The sequence below is a fragment of the Nocardioides sp. genome, assembly GCF_047606145.1.
In the GTDB taxonomy this organism is placed as follows: Bacteria; Actinomycetota; Actinomycetes; order Propionibacteriales; family Nocardioidaceae; genus Nocardioides.
On the sequence record NZ_JASGET010000051.1, the window covers coordinates 1 to 18,727 of the forward strand.

An 18,727-nucleotide genomic window follows, 5' to 3' on the forward strand; every position below is an offset into this window, starting at 1 on the left:
CGGGATCGAGCGCGCCCAGGCCGAGGCGGTCCGCCGCCAGCAGCGCCCGCCGGTCGGCGTCCCAGGCGTCGTGGGCGGCGGCCCAGTCGAGCAGATCGGCGTACCGTTCGGCGGCGTCGGGCTCGTCCAGCCGGGTCGCCAGCCGCTCGAGCTCCGCCACCCCCTCGCGCAGCGGCCGCAGCGCGGTGCCGAGCACGTCCGCGATGGTGGCGGTGTCGTGGAACGGCGGCTCCTGGGCCACGAGGACCAGGTCGTCGGGACGCTCGACATGCCCGGTGACCCGAGCGGTCGGCGGCAGGCGCCCGGCCACGGCGCGCAGCAGGGTGGACTTGCCGACCCCGTTCTCGCCGACCAGCGCCACCCGCCGCCCGGGTGCGGCGGTCAGGTCGATCCCGGTGAGCACCGGATCGGCGCGAAAGGCGACCCGGAGGTCGCGGACGATGATCGGCTGAGCGGGACGCGCGGACATGGCGATGGCCTTCGGGGAGGGGAACGACCCACCGGGCATGGCCGCGGACGCGGGTCGAGGTCAGCGCGTGATCAGCATGATGAGACCCGAGGCTACCCGATCGAGCCGGCCCGGCACACGCGATTTCAGCCGGCCCCGCGGGCTGGCGGTGTAGGCCCGCCACTGCGCCAGCCGGTCGCCGAAGATGTCATCCACCCGGCCCAGGGTGCCGCATTCAGCCGAAGGTCCGCACGCCGCGCAGGAACGTCCCGATCACCCGGCCGGTCAGGCTCCGGCCGTGCCAGGGGTTGTTCCGCGACAGCGAGAGCGAGTCGTCGCGGTCCACCACGAAGGCGGCCGCCGGGTCGACCAGGGTCAGGTTGGCCGGCTCGCCGACCGCGATCGGGCGACCGTGCCCGTCGAGGCCGGCGATCGTCGCCGGATTGGTCGACATCACCCGGGCGACTCCCGCCCAGTCGAGCAGTCCGCTGGCGACCATCACCTCGGCCACCACCGAGAGCGCCGTCTCCAGGCCGAGCATGCCGAACGCCGCGTCGACGAACGCGTGCTCCTTGTCCTGGCGCGCGTGCGGGGCGTGGTCGGTGGCCACCGCGTCGATGGTGCCGTCGGCCAACGCGGCCCGCAACGCCTCGACGTCCTCGGCCGGCCGCAGTGGCGGGTTGACCTTGTAGGTGGGGTCGTAGCCGGCGAGGAGGTCGGTGGTCAGCAGCAGATGGTGCGGCGCCACCTCGGCGCTCACCGCGATCCCCTGCGCCTTGGCCCACCGGACGACCTCCACGGAGCCGGCGGTCGAGACATGGGCGACATGGAGCCGCGACCCGGTGTGCCGGGCGAGCATCACGTCGCGGGCGACGATCACCTCCTCGGCCACGCCCGGCCAGCCCGGCAGCCCGAGCCGTCCGGAGAGCTCACCCTCGTGACAGCAGGCGCTCGGTCCGGCCAGGGCCGGATCCTGGCTGTGCTGGCTGATCACCCCGCCGTACGTCTTGACGTACTCCAGCGCCCGCCGCATCAGCAGCGGATCGGCGACGCACCGGCCGTCGTCGGAGAAGACCCGGACGGCCGCCGCCGAGCGGGCCATCAGGCCGATCTCGGCGAGCTCCTCGCCGGCCAGGCCCTTGCTCACCGCGCCGACCGGCTGGACGTCGACCAGGCCGGCATCCCGGCCCAGCTGCCAGACCCGCAGGGCGGCCTCGGCGGTGTCGGTGACCGGCGAGGTGTTCGCCATCGCCAGCACCGCCGTGTACCCGCCGGCCGCCGCCGCCTCGGACCCGGTCCGGACGGTCTCGGCGTCCTCCCGGCCGGGTTCGCGCAGGTGGGTGTGCAGGTCGACGAGGCCCGGCAACAGGACCAGGCCGGCGGCGTCGACGGTCTCGACATGCTCGCTGGCGCTCGCTCCTCGACCAGCCCCAGCACGCTCCCCGGCGCCCGCTACTCGATCGACGGAACGGATCAGCCCGTCCTCGACGTACACGTCGCACGGCTCGCCTCCCAGCGGCCGCGCTCCCCTGATCAGCAGTGACGACATCACGCCTCCTCTCCGGCCAGCAGGTGGTAGAGCACCGACATCCGCACCGCGACCCCGGCCGAGACCTGGTCCAGCACCCGGCTGCTGGCCGCGTCCGCGGCCTCCGGGGAGATCTCCAGGCCACGGTTCATCGGTCCGGGGTGCAGGATCGGTGTACGCTCCCCCAGCCTTGCCAGCCGGGTCCGGGTCAGCCCGTACTCCACCGTGTACTCACGGCCGGTGGGGAAGAACCCGCCGCTCATCCGCTCCCGCTGGACGCGCAGCATCATCACCGCGTCGACGGTCGGCAAGACGGCGTCCAGGTCGTTGCTCACCTCGAAGCCGTCGGTGCCGGACCACGGACCGACACCGGCCGGCATCAGGGTCGGCGGGGCGACGCCGACGACCTGGGCGCCGAGCCGGGTCAGGCAGGCCAGGTTGCTCCGGAAGACCCGGCTGTGGGTCAGGTCGCCGACGATCGCCACCCGACGCCCGGCCAGGTCCCCGAGCGCCCGCTGCAGGGTGTAGCAGTCCAGCAGCGCCTGGGTCGGGTGCTCGTGGGTGCCGTCGCCGGCGTTGATCACCGGGACGTCGACCCAGCCGGAGATCTGGTGGGCGGCGCCCGAGGCGGAGTGGCGCACCACCAGGCCGTCGATGCCCATCGCGGTGACGGTGAGCGCCGTGTCGCGCAGGGACTCGCCCTTGGAGGCCGAGGAGCCCTTCGCGGAGAGGTTGATGACGTCCGCGGAGAGCCACTTGCCGGCGATCTCGAAGCTCGACCGGGTGCGGGTGGAGTCCTCGAAGAACAGGTTGATCACCGTGCGGCCGCGCAGCGCGGGCAGCTTCTTGACCTGGCGCGACTGCACGTCGTGCATCTCGGTCGCGGTGGCCATGATGGTCGCGATGTCGTCGGCGGTGACGTCGTCGATGCTGCGCAGGTGTCGCATCAGGCCCCCTCCTCGACGATGCGGACCTCGTCGGTCCCGTCGGTCTCGACCAGTCGCAGCCGAACGTGCTCGGTGCGCGCGGTGGGCAGGTTCTTGCCGACGTGGTCGGCCCGGATCGGCAGCTCCCGGTGACCGCGGTCGACCAGCACCGCGAGTCGTACGGCGGCCGGGCGGCCGAGGTCGGAGAGGGCGTCGAGGGCCGCCCGGATGGTGCGCCCGGAGTAGAGCACGTCGTCGACCAGTACGACGGTACGGCCGTCGATGGAGCCGACGTCGGTGCGGTGCGGCGCCCGGGTCGGGTGGGAGCGCAGGTCGTCGCGGTACATCGTCACGTCGAGCGAGCCGGTGGCCACCGGCTCGTCCTCGACCTCGGCGATGCGGGCCGCGAGCCGCTTCGCGAGCGGTACACCGCGGGTGTGGAGCCCGAGCAACAGCAGGCCCTCGGCCCCCTTGTTGCGCTCCAGGATCTCGTGGGAGATCCGGGTCAGCGCCCGGCTGATGTCGTGCGCGTCGAGGACGACGCGTCCTTCGGTGTCGGCTGGCTCGCTCATCGCGCCTGCCCGACCTCCTTCTCCGCCTCACGGGACGGCTCGTTAAAGGATGTCTGTCGCCGCACACCCTAGCCGCCTTCGCCGGCGCCTCCCAGCCGCGGGTCGCCCGGTGGGGACCATTCGGTAGGGACCGTTCGGCAAGGTATGCAGGCCAGTGGGCGCTTCCCCGTTGGAACTCCACGAGGGAAGCACCCACTGCGCTGCATACCTTGCTGAGTTTTCCGCGCCAGCCCGGGCGGACTCAGACCTCGAGCAGCACCTTGCCGACGGTCCCGGCCTGGACCGCGTCGTGTGCGGCGGCGGTCTCCGCGAGCGGGTAGCGGTGCAGCGGCAGCCCGGCGTCCTCGCCGACCCGGAGCGCGCCGTCGGCCAACGCGGCGCCGATGTCGTCGGCGGCCGCCCGCAACAGCGCAGGCGTGAGGCCGTAGAGGATGACGAACTGGTAGCGCAGGTTCTTGGCGAACGTGGCCCGCACCGGCAGGGTGAGCTCGTCGCCTCCGTTGTTGGCGTAGATCGCCACGGTGCCGAAGTCGCGCAGCACGGCGCGGTCGAGGTCGTTGTTCGGCGCCGGCGCCACCTCGACCACCAGGTCGACCCCGGCGGGCGCGAGCGCACCGATCTCGGCGGCGACGTCGCCGCTGCGGTAGTTGACCACGTGGTGCGCGCCGGCGGCCGTGGCCAGCGCGGCCTTCGCCGCGCCGCTGACCGTGGTGATCACCGTCGCCCCGGACCAGCGGGCCAGCTGGATGGCCGCGTTGCCCACCGCGCCCGCGCCACCGGCGACCAGGACCGTCTGCCCGGCCATCGCGCCGGGTCCGAGCCGGTCACCTCCGTCTCCCGAGGTGAGCGCGCGGTGCGCCGTGACCGCCGGGACGCCCAGGCAGGCGCCGAGGTCGTAGTCGGCGGTGCCGGACCGCCCGGGCAGCGGGACGGCGCGCGCAGCCGGCAGCACGACGTACTCCGCCGCCGTGCCGTAGGCCCGGCCGTGCTGGGCGAGCAGCAGCCAGACGGCGTCGCCGACCCGGAGTCCGCTCACCCCGGGCCCGAGGGCGTCGACATCGCCGGCCCCGTCCTGTCCGGGGGTCACCTCCGGATAAGGCATGGCGCCGTACGTCGACCCGCCGCGCGCCTTCCAGTCGGTGGGATTCACCCCGGCCCGCCGCAGCCGGACCCGCACCTCGCCGGGGCCGGGCTCGGGGATCGGCCGGTCCACCACTCGCAGGACGGAGGACGGACCGGGCTCGGTGTAGACGACGGCGCGCATGGCACCGATGCTACGAGCGCGGGGTGAAGCGTCGGTCGATCTCGGCCGCGATCTCGGCCGACGGGATCCGATCCAGGTAGACCAGCCGGACGGCGCCGGGGTCCGGGTTGCCGAGGTCGGGGCCGCGCCACACCAGCCGTAGGCCGATCGCCTCCGCCGTCCGCCGCGAGGCCGTGTTGTGCTCCAGCAGGAAGGCCATCACCGGGCGGTCCGGATCGACGTCGTGGGCGGCCACCAGGGCCGCCTGGCCGGCCTCGCGGGCGTAGCCATGACCTTGCACCCGCGGACTGAGCCGGTAGTACAGGTTCCACCACGGCGCGTCCTCGGGGACGCAACAGCCGACCCGGCCGACCACGGTGTCGCCCCGGCCCGCGGCGCGCACCCGGACCGACCAGTAGCCCAGCCCACGCTCGGCGAACTGCCGCACGCTCTGCTCCACCATGGCGGCCCCGGTGGCCGGGTCGGTGTGCACGCCGCCGGGGAAGTGGGTCCACACGGCAGGGTCGGCGTGCAGGGTGAACAGGTCGCCGGCGTCGTCCGCGACGGGCAGGTCGAGCAGCAGCCCCGGCGTCCGGACCCGGGTCCAGTCCGACCGGCCGGGCCGCTCGGGCCGCTCGGGCCGCTCGGGCCGCTCGGGTTGGCCGGCCTGGGTCACAGTGCGCTGGCCATACCGGCGCAGGCCCGCAGCCAAGCCTCCCGGGACTGCGGCGAGAGTCGGGCGTAGTCGATGGTGGAGCCGTCGACCAGGATCGGGTCGAACGGGACCCGGTAGACGGCGCGGGTGCGCTGCTCGTAGACGTCGCACAGGTCCTGCGCCAGCCGCGCGTCGACCTTCGGCGACGGATCGGAGAGGACCGTGACACAGCGATGCTTGAGGTCCGGGAACCCGGACTCGGCCAGCGCGTCGAGCATCCACAGACCGCTGTAGCCGGTGTCCTCCCGCACCGTGCTGGTGACCACCAGCAGATCGGCCTGCTGGGCCGCGGCGAGCCAGTTCTCGGCCCTCATGTTGTTGCCGGTGTCGATCAGGAGGATGCGATAGAACCGCTCCAGCAGCCGGTGCACCGCGGCGAAGTCGTCGGCGTGGATCTGGCCGGTGACGTCGGGGCGTTCGTCGGAGGCGAGGACGTCGAAGTGGGCGTCGCCCTGGTTGCGCACGAACGCGCCCAGGTCTCCGATCCGGCTCTGGAAGACGTCGTTGAACTGGCCCAGGTCGTCGAGCAGCTCGCGGGTGGTGTTGCGGTGGCTGCTGCGCAGGCCACGGATGCCCAGCGTGCCGCGGGTCTCGTTGTTGTCCCAGCCGATCACGCCGCCACCGCGGACCGTGCCGAAGGTGTAGCCGGCCGCGAGTACGCCGGTGGTCTTGGCCGCCCCGCCCTTCGGGTTGACGAAGGCGATGGTGCGCGGACCATCGAAGTCGCGCTGGATCATCGCCCGGTCCTGGTGGTAGGCGAGCTCCGCCTTGCCCATCTTGGGTCGGATCAGGCCGCCGCTCAGACGCCGCACCCGGCCACGCCAGCCCCAGCTGGCCGGTCCGTGGCCGATCGTGTCCGCACGTCGCTCCAGGAAGTCGGTGGCGGTCATGAACCGGCGCGGCTCGGCCGCGGCCGGATCGGCCGCCGCGTGCTGCGCCGGAGCGTGCTGCGCCGCAGCAGGTTGAGCCGCAGCAGGTTGAGCCGCAGCAGGACGGGCGGGCGCCGGTCCCGCCGATGCCTGAGCCGCTGCCGCCGGCTCGACGGGTGTCGGCCGAGCCACCGGCGGCGGTGCCACCGGCGGCGGTGCCGCGGGCGGAGGTGCCGCGACCGGAGCCGCGGCACTCGGCATCGGGTCGGTCAGCGGATCGCCGATCGGCGGTCCCACCGGCGGCGGCAGCACCCGGGCGTCGTACGCCTCGACGGGCTGCGTGGCCGGGCCGGTGGTCGGTCCGGGTGCCTGTTCCTGAGTCATCTGCGCCTCCGAGTCCGCGGCTGTTGACTCCGAACAGGATAGGACCTCAGTCGGTCCGACCACCCGGGGCGTCGCTGTGCTCCCGGTCGATGGCGGCCAGGACCCCGTTGACGAAGGTGGGTGACTCGTCGGTAGACAGGTCGCCCACCAGCAGCGTCGCCTCGCTGAGTACGACGCCCGCGGGCACGTCCTCGGCGTACAGCAGCTCCCAGGTGGCCAGTCGCAGGACGTTGCGGTCCACCGCCGGCATCCGGTCGAGCGTCCAGTCGGTGGCGTGCTCGCCGACGATCTCATCGATCTGCTCGCGATGCTCCACCACCCCGCGCACCAGGGTGACGGTGTAGGGATTGGTCGGCGCCTCGCCCTCGGCGATCTGCTGATCGAGCAGATCGCCGGCGCCGAGCCCACGGGCCTCGGCGGCGAAGAGCAGATCGAGCGCGCGCTTGCGGGCCTTGGTCCGCGCGGTCCCGGTGCCGACCCGCTCCGACGGGTCGCGTGGCCGGCCCTGCTGGTCCGACTGGGTCATCAGGCCTTCACACGGCTCAGGTAGGAGCCGCCGTCACGGGTGTCGACCTTGATCTTCTCGCCCTGCTCGATGAAGAGCGGGACCTGGATCTCGGCGCCGGTCTCCAGGGTGGCCGGCTTGGTGCGACCGGTGGCGGAGTCGCCGACCACGCCGGGCTCGGTGTAGGTGATGACCAGCTCGACCGACGGCGGCAGCTCGATGAAGAGCACCCGGCCCTCGTTGGTGGCCACGATCGCCTCGGTGTTCTCCAGCATGAAGTCCGCGGCGTCGCCGATCAGCTCCGGGGCCACCTCGAGCTGCTCGTAGGACTGGACATCCATGAAGACGAAGTTCGAGCCGTCGTTGTAGAGGTACTGCATGGTCCGCTTGTCGACGGTGGCGGTCTCGACCTTGGTGCCGGCGTTGAAGGTCTTGTCGACGTTCTTGCCCGACTCGACGTTCTTCAGCTTGGTCCGCACGAACGCCGGCCCCTTGCCGGGCTTGACGTGCTGGAACTCGACCACCTGCCAGAGCTGGCCGTCGAGGTTGAGAACCATGCCGTTCTTCAGGTCGTTCGTGGTTGCCATTGCGGTGGATGCCAGCCTTTGCGTCGATGCAGGTGTCAAGAGTTCGGTGGCGCCCCCGGGCGCCAACAGCAGATCCTATCGACGTACGACGCCGGAGGGCGAAATCCCGCCAGCGCCGCCGACCGGGCCCTCCTTCCCCACGCCGCCGACCCTCCGCGTCGGGTCAGCCGATCGAGCGCGCGACCAGCGCCAGCGCCTCGGCGTACCCGTCGAGACCACGACCGGCGATGACATGCGACGCGTGCGGCGAGACCACCGAGAAGTGCCGCCACTCCTCCGGGCGGGTGAACGGGTCGGAGATGTGCACCTCGATCAGCGGCGCGGTGAGCTGAGCGCAGGCATCGTAGACGGCGTAGGAGTAATGGGTGAACGCGGCGGCGTTGAGGACCACCGGGATCGACTCGTCCGCGGCGGTGTTGAGCCAGTCGACGATGTCGCCCTCGTGGTTGCTCTGCCGGACCTCGACCGCGAGACCGAGGTCGAGGCCCCATTCCACGCAACGCTCGGCCAGCTCGGCGTAGGTGGTGTGGCCGTAGATCTCCGGCTGCCGCTTGCCCAGCCGGTTGAGGTTGGGGCCGTTGATGACGTACACCGTGGCGCTCTGGCTCACCGCTCCGCTCCTTCGCCCTCGGCGTGGGTCGCGCTGACGGCCTCGTACGCCGAGCGCAGCTGTGTCTCGTCCGGACCGGCCAGGATCATCGGCTCGGCCAGACCGCGCAGCACCAGGAACCGCAGCTGCGAGCCGCGTGCCTTCTTGTCCACCCGGATGGTGCCGATCAGCTCGTCGAAACCCGTTCCGGCCACGCTCGTGCTGCCGATGTCGGTGGGCAGCCCGACCCGGCCGAAGGCGGTACGGTGCCGCGCGACGATCTCGTCGCCCAGCAGTCCCGCGGCGCGGGCCAGCTCGGCGGCGTAGACGCAGCCGACGGCGACCGCCTCGCCGTGCCTGATCGCATAGCCGGAGTGCTTCTCGATCGCGTGGCCGAGGGTGTGGCCGTAGTTGAGCACCTCCCGGCCCGGATGTCCGGGGCCGAGCGCGGAGGCGGTGCCGGACTCCTTCAGGTCGGCGGCGACCACCCGGGCCTTGACTCGGATGGCGCGTTCGATCAGCTCGGTGAGCACCGCGGACCCCGGGACGATCGTCTCCGGGTCGTTCTGCTCGACCAGGGTGAGGATCTCCGGGTCGGCGATGAAGCCGCACTTGACCACCTCGCCGAGTCCGGCCACCAGCTCGGCCCGGGGCAGGGTGTCGAGCAGGTCGAGATCGCAGAGCACGGCGGCGGGCTCGTAGAAGGAGCCGACCAGGTTCTTGCCGGCGCCGGTGTTGATCCCGGTCTTCCCACCGACGGCGGCGTCCACCATCGCCAGCACCGTGGTCGGCACGTGCACCACCCGGACGCCGCGCAGCCAGGTCGCCGCCACGAACCCGCCCAGGTCGGTGGTCGCGCCGCCGCCGAAGGTGACGACCGCGTCCGAACGGGTGAACCCCTTCTCCCCCAGCGCCTCCCAGCAGTCCGCGGCCACCCCGGCGGTCTTGGCGTCCTCGCCGTCGGGCAGCCCGAGGCCGAGCACGTCGTAGTGCGCCAGCAGGACGTCCAGCACCGGTTGGGCCTGCTCGGCCAGTTCGGCGGCGTAGAGCAGCGCGACCCGTTCGACGCGGGACCCGACCAGCCCGGGGAGCCAGCCGATCAGGTCGTGACCGACCAGGACGTCGTACGGCGCGCTCCCGGTGACCGGGATGAGGGTCGGTTCGCTCACGTGTGCTCCTTCAGCCAGACGTGCACCTCGTCGGCGACCTCCCGGGCGGTCCGCCCGTCGGTGTCGACCACGACGGTCGCCACCGACTCGTACATCGGCGCCCGTTCCTCCAGCAGGGTCCTGATCCGGCCACGCACGTTGCCGAGCAGCAACGGCCGACCGGAGTTGAGCCCGACCCGCTTGACCGCGTCGGCGAGACCGACCCGCAGGAAGACCACCGTGTGGTCGCGGAGCAGCGCCCGGGTCTCGGGGTCGAGGACGGCGCCCCCGCCCAGCGAGACGACCCCGTCGTGCTCGGCCAGGCTGGTCGCCACCTGCTGCCTCTCCAGCTCGCGGAAGTAGGCCTCGCCCCGCTCCACGAACAGGTCCTGGATCGACAGACCGACCCGGCGGACGATCTCCTCGTCGGTGTCGCGCAGGGTGAGGCCGAGGTCGTCGGCGAGCAGCCGACCGACGGTCGTCTTGCCGACCCCCATCGGACCGACCAGCACGACGCGGGGTGCGCTCACCGGTACCTCAGGTTCGCCAGGTAGGACTCGGCGTTGCGCCGGGTCTCGCCGACCGAGTCGCCGCCGAACTTCTCCAGCACCGCGTCGGCCAGGACCAGCGCCACCATCGCCTCGGCCACCACGCCCGCCGCCGGGACCGCGCAGACGTCGGAGCGCTGGTGGTGCGCCACCGCCTCCTCACCGGTCGCCAGGTCGACGGTGCGCAGTGCCCGCGGCACCGTCGCGATCGGCTTCATCGCGGCCCGCACGCGGAGCACCTCCCCGGTGCTCATCCCGCCCTCGGTGCCGCCGGAGCGACCGGACGCGCGGCCGATCCCGTCCGATCCGGGCACGATCTCGTCGTGCGCCTGGCTGCCGGGGGTGGCGGCGAGCGCGAACCCGTCGCCGACCTCGACGCCCTTGATCGCCTGGATCCCCATCAGCGCGCCGGCCAGCCTGGCGTCCAGCCGCCGGTCCCAGTGCACGTGCGAGCCGAGCCCCGGCGGCAGGCCGTGCACGACCACCTCGACGACGCCCCCGAGGGTGTCGCCGTCCTTGTGCGCCTGGTCGATCCGGGCGACCATCGCCGCCGCCGCCGCCTCGTCGGCGCAGCGCACCGGGTCGGCGTCGATCCGGGCCAGGTCACCGGGTCCGGGCACCACGCCGTCGGGGACGCGTACGCCGCCGAGCTCGATCACATGGGAGAAGACGCCGATGTCGGCCACCTGCCACAGGAAGGCGCGCGCCACCGAGCCGAGCGCGACCCTGGCCGCGGTCTCCCGGGCCGAGGCTCGCTCCAGCACCGGACGGGCATCGTCGAAGTCGTACTTCTGCATCCCGACCAGGTCCGCGTGACCGGGCCGGGGCCGGGTCAGCGGTGCGTTGCGCGCCTGGTCGGCCAGCTCGGCCTCGTCGACCGGGTCGGCCGCCATCACCTGCTCCCACTTGGGCCACTCGGTGTTGCCGACCTCGATGGCCACCGGGCCGCCCTGGGTCTGCCCGTGCCGGACGCCGCCGATCACGGTGACCGCGTCCTGCTCGAACTTCATCCGCGCCCCGCGGCCGTAGCCGAGCCGCCGCCGCGCCAGCGCGTCGGCGATCTCGGCGGTGGTGATCTGGACGTGGGCCGGGAGACCCTCGAGGATCGCGACCAGGGACGGACCATGGGACTCGCCCGCGGTGAGCCAACGCAGCATGCCCCCAAGTCTTTCATCCCACCCTCGCCGCGCGCCGCGCCCCCGGTGTTGCTGAGACACCCACCCCTCTCCGTGCGAGTCGGTCCTTAGGTCGCCCGAGTCAGTCGTTCGGTGGCCCGAGTCGGTCCTTCGGACGCGCGAGTCGGTCCTGGGTGGCCGGTCAGATCCGGCGGGCCCGATGCACGACCAGATCAGCGTTGATCATGACCCGGTCGGGCAGTGCGGCGCCGAGCTCGCTCAGGGTCGCGGTGCGGTCGGCGTCGGAGAGCAGCTGGTACGCCGAGACGGTGCTCAGGTGGCGCAGATATTGCTCCCGGGTCAGCTCCGACCGGCGGCGTACGACGTCCTGGGTCACCTCGTCGAACCGGTCGTCGGCCAGCAGCTCGTCGCCAGGCCAGTCCAGGCCACCGAAGTTCGGCGCCGCCGGGTGGACGCCGTCGGGCAGCAGCGCGCTGATGAGCTCGGTCTCCCGACGCTCCAGCGCGCCGTCGGCGAGCACGATCGGACCGCCGACGAACCCGACCGCGCCGCCCGGCCGGACCAGTGCCGCCGTCCGATCCCAGCGGCCGACCGGGTCCGTCCAGTGCCAGGCCGCCGCGGCGTACAGCAGATCGAAGACGCCGTACGCCGCGGGGTCCACCTGCTCGAACGCACCCGGGATCGGCTCGACCGGCAGCCCCTCGCAGGTGCGCGCGAGGACCGCCAGCATCCGCGGATCCGGCTCGACGGCACTCACCGCGATCCCGGCCGCGGCCAGCACTCGGGTCGCCTTGCCCGTGCCCGCCCCGATCTCGATCGCCCGGGTCACCTGGCCATGTGCCGGAGCGGTCAGCAGCGCCACCAGCCCGGTCGGGTAGCCGGGTCGATATCGCTCGTAGTCCTCCGCCACCGACCCGAACGTCAGCGCGCGTTCCATGCGCCAAGCCTGGCATGACCGCAAGCGCCGTCTCCCTTCACCCCAAAGACCGACTCGCGCCCGCTAACGACCGACTCGCCCGTCCCGAGGACCGACTCGGCTCAGGAGAACGCCGGCCCGAGCAGGGCTCCGGCCAGGGCGCCGAGGGCCAGGAACGGCCCGAACGGGAGCGCCTGGCGCAGCGCGGCCGGCGAGCGCAGCGCCAGCGCCCGTCCCACGCCCCAGAGCACGAAGATGATCAGGGCGCCGTACAGCCCGAGCAGCCACTGCTGCCAGCCCAGCCGGCCGAGCAGCAGCCCGATCAACGCGGCCAGTCGGACGTCACCGAAGCCCATCCCGGCACGCCTGATGAACCACAGCAGCCAGAACACCGAGCGGGCCATCAGCATCGCCACCAGGGCGCGCACCAGCACCCGGGTGTCGTGCCAGATCGCGTATTCGGCGAGCAGCAGGACCAGCAGGGCCCCGGTGACCGGCAGCACCACCAGCCGCGGCAGCAAGCGGGTGCGCCAGTCGACGACGGCGAGCAGGACCAGTACCGGGATCGACGGCAGCCAGCCGACCAGAGCCCGGTCCGGGCCGAGGACGAGCGCCACGGCGCCGGCCGCGACGGCGCTGACCAGCGCGGTCCACCGGCCCAGGTGCGGCGACGCGGCGACGTCCGCGTACGGCTCCTTGGCGGACTCGGTGAGAGGCTGGGTGAGAGGCTCGGGGATCCGGGCGATGAGGGTCGGCACCCGGGCGCCGAGCACGCCCGCCACCGCCGCGCCGGCCAGCGCGACCCCCCACGTCGTCATCACCGCATCGTCATCCGGGCGGCACGCTCTCCTCGGCGCGTTCGACGCCGAGCGCTCGCCGCCCCGCCCGGCGCATCACCTCGAGATCCGGCGTCCGGGAGGTGTACAGCTCGAACTGGGCGACCGCCTGGTGCGCCAGCAGGTCCAGGCCGGTGACCACGGTGCCGGTCGCGGCCGCGGCCAGCGGCGTCGGCCACGGGTCGTAGACGACCTCGAAGAGCACCGGCACGTCTCGCCACCGGTCGACCAGGCCGGGCGTCTGCGCCCGGGCCGGGACGGTGGAGACCAGGATCTCGGCCTCCGGGTGCGCCTCCAGCGGCAGCACCGAGACCTGCGGCGCGGCCGGATGCCCGGCGATCACCGAGAGTGCCTCGCGGGCCCGGGTGACGTCGCGGGCCAGCAGCGTGACGCTGCGCGCGCCGAGCTCGACCAGCGCCAGCCCGGTGGAGGCGGCGGTCGCGCCGGCGCCGAGGATGGCGCCACGGGTGATCTCCGCCCCGGTGCGCTCACGGACGGCCGCCACCGCGCCGGCGAGATCGGTGTTGTCGCCCGCCCAGCCGGTGGAGGTGCGCACCAGGGTGTTGACCGATCCGGCCAGCCGCGCGCGCGGCGAGAGCGAGTCGGCCAGCGCATGGGCCTCGCGCTTGAGCGGCATCGTCACCGACAGTCCCCGCCACGGCGAGGGCGGCCACGGGCCGCCGAGCCCACCGACGAACTCGGCGAGCCCTCCCGCCGGGACCCGGATCGCGTCGTAGCTCCAGCCGGCCAGTCCGAGGTCGTCGTACGCCGCGCGGTGCAGCGCCGGGGACAGCGAGTGCTCGATCGGGTCGCCGAGCACCGCACACCGCATCGTCAGGGGGCCAGGCTCAGCAGGCATCGGAGGTCTCGCAGTACCGCTGGAACTGGGCGACCGCCTTCTCGTGCTCGGCGTAAGTGGTGGAGAAGACCGTCTTGCCGGTACGCAGGTTGACCACCACCCAGTAGAGCCAGTCCCCCGTGGCCGGGTGCAGCGCGGCCTTGATGGTGGTCTCGCCCGGTGAGCCGATCGGCCCGGGCGGCAGCCCGTCGTGCTGGTAGGTGTTGTACGGCGAGGAGTTGTTCCGCTCCTCGGCGGTGGTCCACACCTGCCCCTTGATCCCGTTCGCGTAGGCGACGGTGGCGTCCGACTGCAGTCTCATGCCGGCGTCGAGGCGGTTGTAGATGACCCGGGCCACCTTGGGGTAGTCCTGATCGCGCTTGGCCTCGTACTCCAGGATGCTCGCCACGGTGAGCACCTGCTCCTGGGTCAGGCCGAGCTTCTTCGCCCCGGCCGCCACGTCGAGCTCGTCCAGCTCCTCGACCGTCTTGGCCACCATCTGGTGCAGCAGCTCGGCCGCCGTCTCGCCCGGCACCACGTCGTAGGTGGCCGGGAAGAGATAGCCCTCCGGGTTGCCGTCGGCGGAGGCGGGCAGCCCGAGCGCATCGGTGTCCTCGAGCGCCTTGACCAGCGCGTGGCGCTTGAGGTCGGTCCGCTTCGCGATCAGGGTGACGATGTCGCGCACCCGGGCGCCCTCGGTGACGGTGACCTTCGTGCTGACCAGCTTCTTCGGGTTGACCAGGATGGCCAGAGCGGCGCTGGCCTTCATCTCCTTCTTCAGCTGGTAGTAGCCGACCTGGATGCTGCTGGAGCTGGAGTCCTCCTTGGCCGCGTCGATGAACGCGTCGGCGGACTCCACCACCCCCGCCTTCTCCAGGTTGTTCCCGATCGCGGTCGCGCTGTCCCCGCTCTTGACCTCGAAGAGCACCCTGCCGTGACCCGGCCCCGGGTAGTCGGCGGCGCTGGAGAGGTGGTCCTTGAGGTAGTCGTAGGCCCGCGAGCCGCCGTACCACACCCCGGCGACCACGACGGCCAGCGCGACCAGCACCGCCAGGCAGCCGGGCACGCGGCGCCGGCGGCGCTTGGCACGCCGCCGCCCACCCGAGGAGTACGGCGATCCGCCGGCGGCCCCGAACAGGTCGGTGCCCGCGTTGGGCCGCTCGGGTTGCGTCATCGACTCTCCTCGACGATCTCTCCGGGCGCGTTGCCGGAGTTGCGTTCGGTGTCCAGGGCGTGCTGGAGGATCAGCACCGCGGCAGCCTGGTCCACGACCGCCCGGCGCGCGGCTCCTCGCCGGCCGCGGTCGGCCAGCATAGCCTCAGCCGAGACCGTGGTCAGCCTCTCGTCGACCAGCCGCACCGGGATCGGGGAGATCCGGCGGGCCAGCGCCGCGGCGAAGTCGCGCACCTTGGCGGTCGCCGGGTTCTCCCCACCGCGCAGCGAGCGAGGCAGCCCGACGACCACCTCGACCACCTCGCTCTCCTCGGCGATCTCGCGCAGGATCGCCGCGATCCGGCGCAGGTCACCCTTGCCGCGACGTACGGTCTCGACCGGGGTGGCGAGGAATCCGGTGGGATCGCTGCGGGCGACGCCGATCCGAGCGTCACCGGGATCGATCCCGAGCCGGACTCCCGGCCGCATCAGCTCTCGGCCTGGGCGATCAGGCGGGGCACCAGGGCGAGCGCCTCGTCGATCCGGGCGACATCGGTGCCGCCGCCCTGGGCCAGGTCGGCCTTGCCGCCGCCCCGGCCGCCGAGCAACGGGCCCAGCTCGCGCACCAGCGCACCGGCGGCCAGCCCACGGGCCTGGCCCGCCTCATTCACCGCGGCCACGATGGCCACCTTGCCATCGAGGTCGCCGAGCAGCACCACCACCGCTGGCCGATCGCCTGCCGCCGCGGTGAGCCGGGCCCGGACGTCGAGGGCGAGCGTCCTGGCCTCACCCGCACCGAGGCCACTGGCGTGGTGCGCCACCACCGCGACGCCGTGCACGTCCGCGGCCGTCTCGGCGATGCTGCCGGCCGAGGCGAGCAGCTGCGCGGTGCGCAGCCGCTCGAGCTCCTTCTCGGTCGCCTTGAGCCGGTCCACCAGGTCGCCGACGCGACCGATCAGGTCGTCGGGCTGGGCCTTGAGCAGGCTGGTCAGCGAGGAGACGACGTCCCGCTCGCGGGCCAGGTAGTCGAAGCCCTCGACGCCGGTGAACGCCTCGATCCGGCGATTGCCGGAGCCGACCGAGGACTCCCCGGTCACCACCAGGGTGCCGATCTGCGAGGAGTGCTCGACATGCGTGCCGCCGCACAGCTCGCGGCTCCACGGACCGCCGATCTCGACCACCCGCACGCTCGAGTCGTCGTACGTCTCGCCGAACAGCGCGATCGCCCCCCACTCCTTCGCCTGGTTCAGCGGCATGTACTGCCAGGAGACCGGCAGGTCGGCACGCAGGGCGTTGTTGGCCACCTGTTCGATCTCGCCGAGCTGGCCGGGCGTCAGCGCCTTGGTCCAGCCGAAGTCCAGCCGCAGGTAGCCCGGTCGGTTGAACGATCCGGACTGCAGCGCGGTCGGGCCGAGCACCTCGCGCAGCGCGGCATGGATGACGTGGGTGCCCGAGTGCGCCTGACGGGCGCCTAGGCGCCACTCGGGATCCACCCGGGCCTGCACCGTCCCGGCGGCCTCGTAGGCGCCGTCGACGACGCGCACCTGGTGCACCACCAGGCCCTTGACCGGACGCTGTACGTCGAGCACCTCCAGCCGGCCGCCGTCGAACTCGATGATGCCGGCGTCGGCCGCCTGGCCACCGGACTCGGCGTAGAACGGCGTCCGGTCCAGGATCAGCTCGCCGATCTGGCCGCCCGCCAACGCCCCGACCGGCCTGCCCTCGTGCAGCAGCGCGACCGGGTGGGACTCGGTCTCCCGGGTGGAATAGGCCTGCCAGTCGGTCGGGCCCTCGGTGTCGAGGATGGTGCGATACACCGACAGGTCGGCGTGTTGTCCCTTCTTCGCCCGGGCATCCGCCTTGGCGCGCTCGCGCTGCTCGGCCATCAGACCGCGGAAGCCCTGCTCGTCGACCTGGAGACCGGCCTCGGCGGCCATCTCCAGGGTGAGGTCGATCGGGAAGCCGTAGGTGTCGTGCAACGCGAACGCCCTCTCGCCCGGGAACGTGGTGGCACCGCTGCGCTTGAGCTCACCGGCGGCGAGGTCGAAGATCTGGGTGCCCGACTCGAGCGTCTTGCGGAACGTCTCCTCCTCGGCCACCGCCACCCGCAGGATGCGGTCCCACTCGTGGTGCAGCTCGGTGTAGGTCTCCCCCATCCGGTCGCGGGAGACCGACAGCAGCTCCGGCATGGCGGGGTCGGCGTAGCCGAGCAGCCGGACGTTCCGGATGGCCCGTCGCATCAGCCGGCGCAGCACGTAGCCGCGCCCCTCGTTGCCGGGGGTGACCCCGTCGCTGATCAGCATCAGCGAGCTGCGCACGTGGTCGGCCACCACCCGGAACCGGACGTCGTCCTCGGCCGCGTCGGCCCCGCCCGCGGCGTACTTCTTGCCGGTCAGCTCCTCGGTCCGCTCGATCACCGGGAAGACCACGTCGGTCTCGTACATGTTGTTCTTGCCCTGTAGCAGGTAGGCGACCCGCTCCAGACCCATGCCGGTGTCGATGTTGCGCTGCGGCAGCGCACCGGCGATGTCGAAGTCCGACTTGGAGCGCACCGCGGAGAGCTCGTCCTGCATGAAGACGAGGTTCCAGAACTCCAGGTACCGGTCGCCCGCATCCCAGTCGCGATCGGCACCGAAGGCCGGACCGCGGTCGATCAGGATCTCCGAGCACGGCCCACCGGGACCGGGCACGCCCATCGACCAGTAGTTCTCCGCCGGTGGCAGCCGCACGATCCGGTCGTCGGGCAGACCGGTGATCCTCCGCCACAGCCCGACCGCCTCGTCGTCGCCGTCGAGCACGCTGGGATAGAGCACCGATTCGTCGAGACCGAAGCCGCCGTCGGCGAGCGGCTTGGTGACCAGCTCCCAGGCGAGCGTGATGGCGCCCTCCTTGAAGTAGTCGCCGAAGGAGAAGTTGCCGCACATCTCGAAGAAGGTGCCGTGCCGGGTGGTCTTGCCGACCTCTTCGATGTCGGGCGTCCGGATGCACTTCTGCACGCTGGTGGCACGACGGAACGGCGGCGTGGCCTGCCCGAGGAAGTACGGCTTGAACGGGACCATCCCGGCGTTGACGAAGAGCAGGTTGGGATCGTCGAGCAGCAACGACGCCGACGGGACCACCGTGTGCTCTCCGATGGTGGTGTCGGTGGCGAAGTGCGCGGTGAAGCGCCGTCGGATCTCCGCGGTGCTCAACCCGCTGGTGGTGCCGGACTCGGTCACTGGCCGTCCTTCTCGATCTCGGGGACCTGGCGGCTCCCGATCTGGTCGTGCGTGCTCTGCTGGTCGATGCTCCGGTGGTACGCCGCCGAGTAGCGCTGTCTCAACTCGTTTTCCTTCTCCGCCTTGCCCTCGACGAGCTCCTCGCGCAGCACCCGGGCCCCCGCACCGAACGCCGCCACCCGCATCCGCAGGCCCTCCGCGGTGAACGCCTCCGCGGCGCGGCGACCGCGGATCATCGCGTAGACGCCCACCCCGGCGCCGGCGACGAACCAGACGGCCCGCTTCACGCCGCGTCTCCGGCGCGATGCCGGGCGCGGTACTCGCGCAGTGCCTCCCGGACCTCCACCTTGCGCGCCTTGCGCGCACGCTTGAGCTCCTGTCGCATCTCGAACCATGCCCGGTTGCGCACCGCGGGCGAGAACGCTCGCCGTACGCCGTGTGCCCACGCGGCGGTGTGCACGGCGGCGTCGCGCAGCACCGCATCGGCGAACGCCGGGGCACGCAGCTGTACGGCGGCCCGGTCGCCGGCGGGCGCCGGCTCGACCGCGCCGAGCGAGGTGATCACGTAC

Annotated in this window: 22 protein-coding genes; all 22 read right to left on the reverse strand. The window is 72.6% G+C overall.

Features of this window, described 5'->3' with window-relative positions; translation table 11 throughout:
* The coding region (locus QM638_RS06790; protein WP_415141195.1) for an ATP-binding cassette domain-containing protein at positions 1–469 on the reverse strand (469 nt) is incomplete at its 3' end.
* A gap of 60 nt (positions 470–529) precedes the next feature.
* On the reverse strand, positions 530–664 hold the full coding sequence (locus QM638_RS06795) for a hypothetical protein (RefSeq protein WP_415141196.1): 135 nt from the start codon (positions 662–664) through the stop codon (positions 530–532).
* Positions 665–683: 19 nt separating this feature from the next.
* Positions 684–1,997 (reverse strand): dihydroorotase, encoded by a 1,314-nt coding sequence (locus QM638_RS06800; RefSeq protein WP_415141197.1) that lies wholly within the window; start codon positions 1,995–1,997, stop codon positions 684–686.
* On the reverse strand, positions 1,997–2,923 hold the full coding sequence (locus QM638_RS06805) for an aspartate carbamoyltransferase catalytic subunit (RefSeq protein WP_415141198.1): 927 nt from the start codon (positions 2,921–2,923) through the stop codon (positions 1,997–1,999). The genes QM638_RS06800 and QM638_RS06805 overlap by 1 nt, the downstream gene beginning before the upstream one ends.
* Positions 2,923–3,474: a bifunctional pyr operon transcriptional regulator/uracil phosphoribosyltransferase PyrR gene (gene pyrR / locus QM638_RS06810; RefSeq protein ID WP_415141199.1), complete on the reverse strand. Its 552-nt coding sequence runs from the start codon at positions 3,472–3,474 to the stop codon at positions 2,923–2,925. The genes QM638_RS06805 and pyrR overlap by 1 nt, the downstream gene beginning before the upstream one ends.
* A 241-nt stretch (positions 3,475–3,715) precedes the next feature.
* Entirely contained in the window at positions 3,716–4,738 is a 1,023-nt protein-coding gene (locus QM638_RS06815) for an NADPH:quinone reductase (RefSeq protein WP_415141200.1), read from the reverse strand.
* A gap of 10 nt (positions 4,739–4,748) precedes the next feature.
* Complete coding sequence (locus QM638_RS06820) at positions 4,749–5,393, reverse strand: GNAT family N-acetyltransferase (RefSeq protein WP_415141201.1); 645 nt, start codon at positions 5,391–5,393, stop codon at positions 4,749–4,751.
* Positions 5,390–6,685 carry a MinD/ParA family ATP-binding protein gene (locus tag QM638_RS06825; RefSeq protein WP_415141202.1) on the reverse strand — a complete coding sequence of 432 codons (1,296 nt, stop codon included), beginning with the start codon at positions 6,683–6,685 and terminating at the stop codon, positions 5,390–5,392. The genes QM638_RS06820 and QM638_RS06825 overlap by 4 nt, the downstream gene beginning before the upstream one ends.
* 46 nt (positions 6,686–6,731) lie before the next feature.
* On the reverse strand, positions 6,732–7,211 hold the full coding sequence (gene nusB, locus QM638_RS06830; RefSeq protein WP_415141203.1) for a transcription antitermination factor NusB: 480 nt from the start codon (positions 7,209–7,211) through the stop codon (positions 6,732–6,734).
* On the reverse strand, positions 7,211–7,777 hold the full coding sequence (efp, locus tag QM638_RS06835) for an elongation factor P (RefSeq protein ID WP_415141204.1): 567 nt from the start codon (positions 7,775–7,777) through the stop codon (positions 7,211–7,213). Before efp ends, nusB begins: the two co-directional genes overlap by 1 nt.
* Positions 7,778–7,940: 163 nt before the next feature.
* Entirely contained in the window at positions 7,941–8,387 is a 447-nt protein-coding gene (locus QM638_RS06840; RefSeq protein ID WP_415141205.1) for a type II 3-dehydroquinate dehydratase, read from the reverse strand.
* The gene (aroB, locus tag QM638_RS06845; protein WP_415141206.1) at positions 8,384–9,535 is read right to left on the reverse strand and encodes a 3-dehydroquinate synthase; all 1,152 of its coding nucleotides are present in this window, start codon (positions 9,533–9,535) and stop codon (positions 8,384–8,386) included. Before aroB ends, QM638_RS06840 begins: the two co-directional genes overlap by 4 nt.
* Complete coding sequence (locus tag QM638_RS06850) at positions 9,532–10,044, reverse strand: shikimate kinase (protein ID WP_415141207.1); 513 nt, start codon at positions 10,042–10,044, stop codon at positions 9,532–9,534. Before QM638_RS06850 ends, aroB begins: the two co-directional genes overlap by 4 nt.
* Positions 10,041–11,219, reverse strand: coding sequence for a chorismate synthase (gene aroC / locus QM638_RS06855; RefSeq protein ID WP_415141208.1), 1,179 nt, complete (start codon positions 11,217–11,219; stop codon positions 10,041–10,043). Before aroC ends, QM638_RS06850 begins: the two co-directional genes overlap by 4 nt.
* A 160-nt stretch (positions 11,220–11,379) precedes the next feature.
* Positions 11,380–12,135 (reverse strand): class I SAM-dependent methyltransferase, encoded by a 756-nt coding sequence (locus QM638_RS06860; RefSeq protein ID WP_415141209.1) that lies wholly within the window; start codon positions 12,133–12,135, stop codon positions 11,380–11,382.
* A 101-nt stretch (positions 12,136–12,236) separates the two neighbouring features.
* Entirely contained in the window at positions 12,237–12,932 is a 696-nt protein-coding gene (locus tag QM638_RS06865) for a prepilin peptidase (RefSeq protein ID WP_415141210.1), read from the reverse strand.
* 10 nt (positions 12,933–12,942) lie between these two features.
* Positions 12,943–13,809 (reverse strand): shikimate dehydrogenase, encoded by an 867-nt coding sequence (locus tag QM638_RS06870; RefSeq protein ID WP_415141211.1) that lies wholly within the window; start codon positions 13,807–13,809, stop codon positions 12,943–12,945.
* Positions 13,799–14,962: an endolytic transglycosylase MltG gene (mltG, locus tag QM638_RS06875; RefSeq protein ID WP_415141212.1), complete on the reverse strand. Its 1,164-nt coding sequence runs from the start codon at positions 14,960–14,962 to the stop codon at positions 13,799–13,801. Before mltG ends, QM638_RS06870 begins: the two co-directional genes overlap by 11 nt.
* The gene (gene ruvX / locus QM638_RS06880; protein ID WP_415141213.1) at positions 14,959–15,429 is read right to left on the reverse strand and encodes a Holliday junction resolvase RuvX; all 471 of its coding nucleotides are present in this window, start codon (positions 15,427–15,429) and stop codon (positions 14,959–14,961) included. The genes mltG and ruvX overlap by 4 nt, the downstream gene beginning before the upstream one ends.
* Positions 15,429–18,131 carry an alanine--tRNA ligase gene (gene alaS, locus QM638_RS06885; RefSeq protein ID WP_415141216.1) on the reverse strand — a complete coding sequence of 901 codons (2,703 nt, stop codon included), beginning with the start codon at positions 18,129–18,131 and terminating at the stop codon, positions 15,429–15,431. The genes ruvX and alaS overlap by 1 nt, the downstream gene beginning before the upstream one ends.
* A gap of 23 nt (positions 18,132–18,154) precedes the next feature.
* Positions 18,155–18,445, reverse strand: a complete 291-nt coding sequence (locus tag QM638_RS06890; protein ID WP_415141214.1) for a DUF6167 family protein — start codon at positions 18,443–18,445, stop codon at positions 18,155–18,157.
* Positions 18,442–18,727: hypothetical protein (locus QM638_RS06895; protein ID WP_415141215.1), on the reverse strand; the 286-nt coding region annotated here is incomplete at its 5' end. The genes QM638_RS06895 and QM638_RS06890, both read right to left, overlap by 4 nt.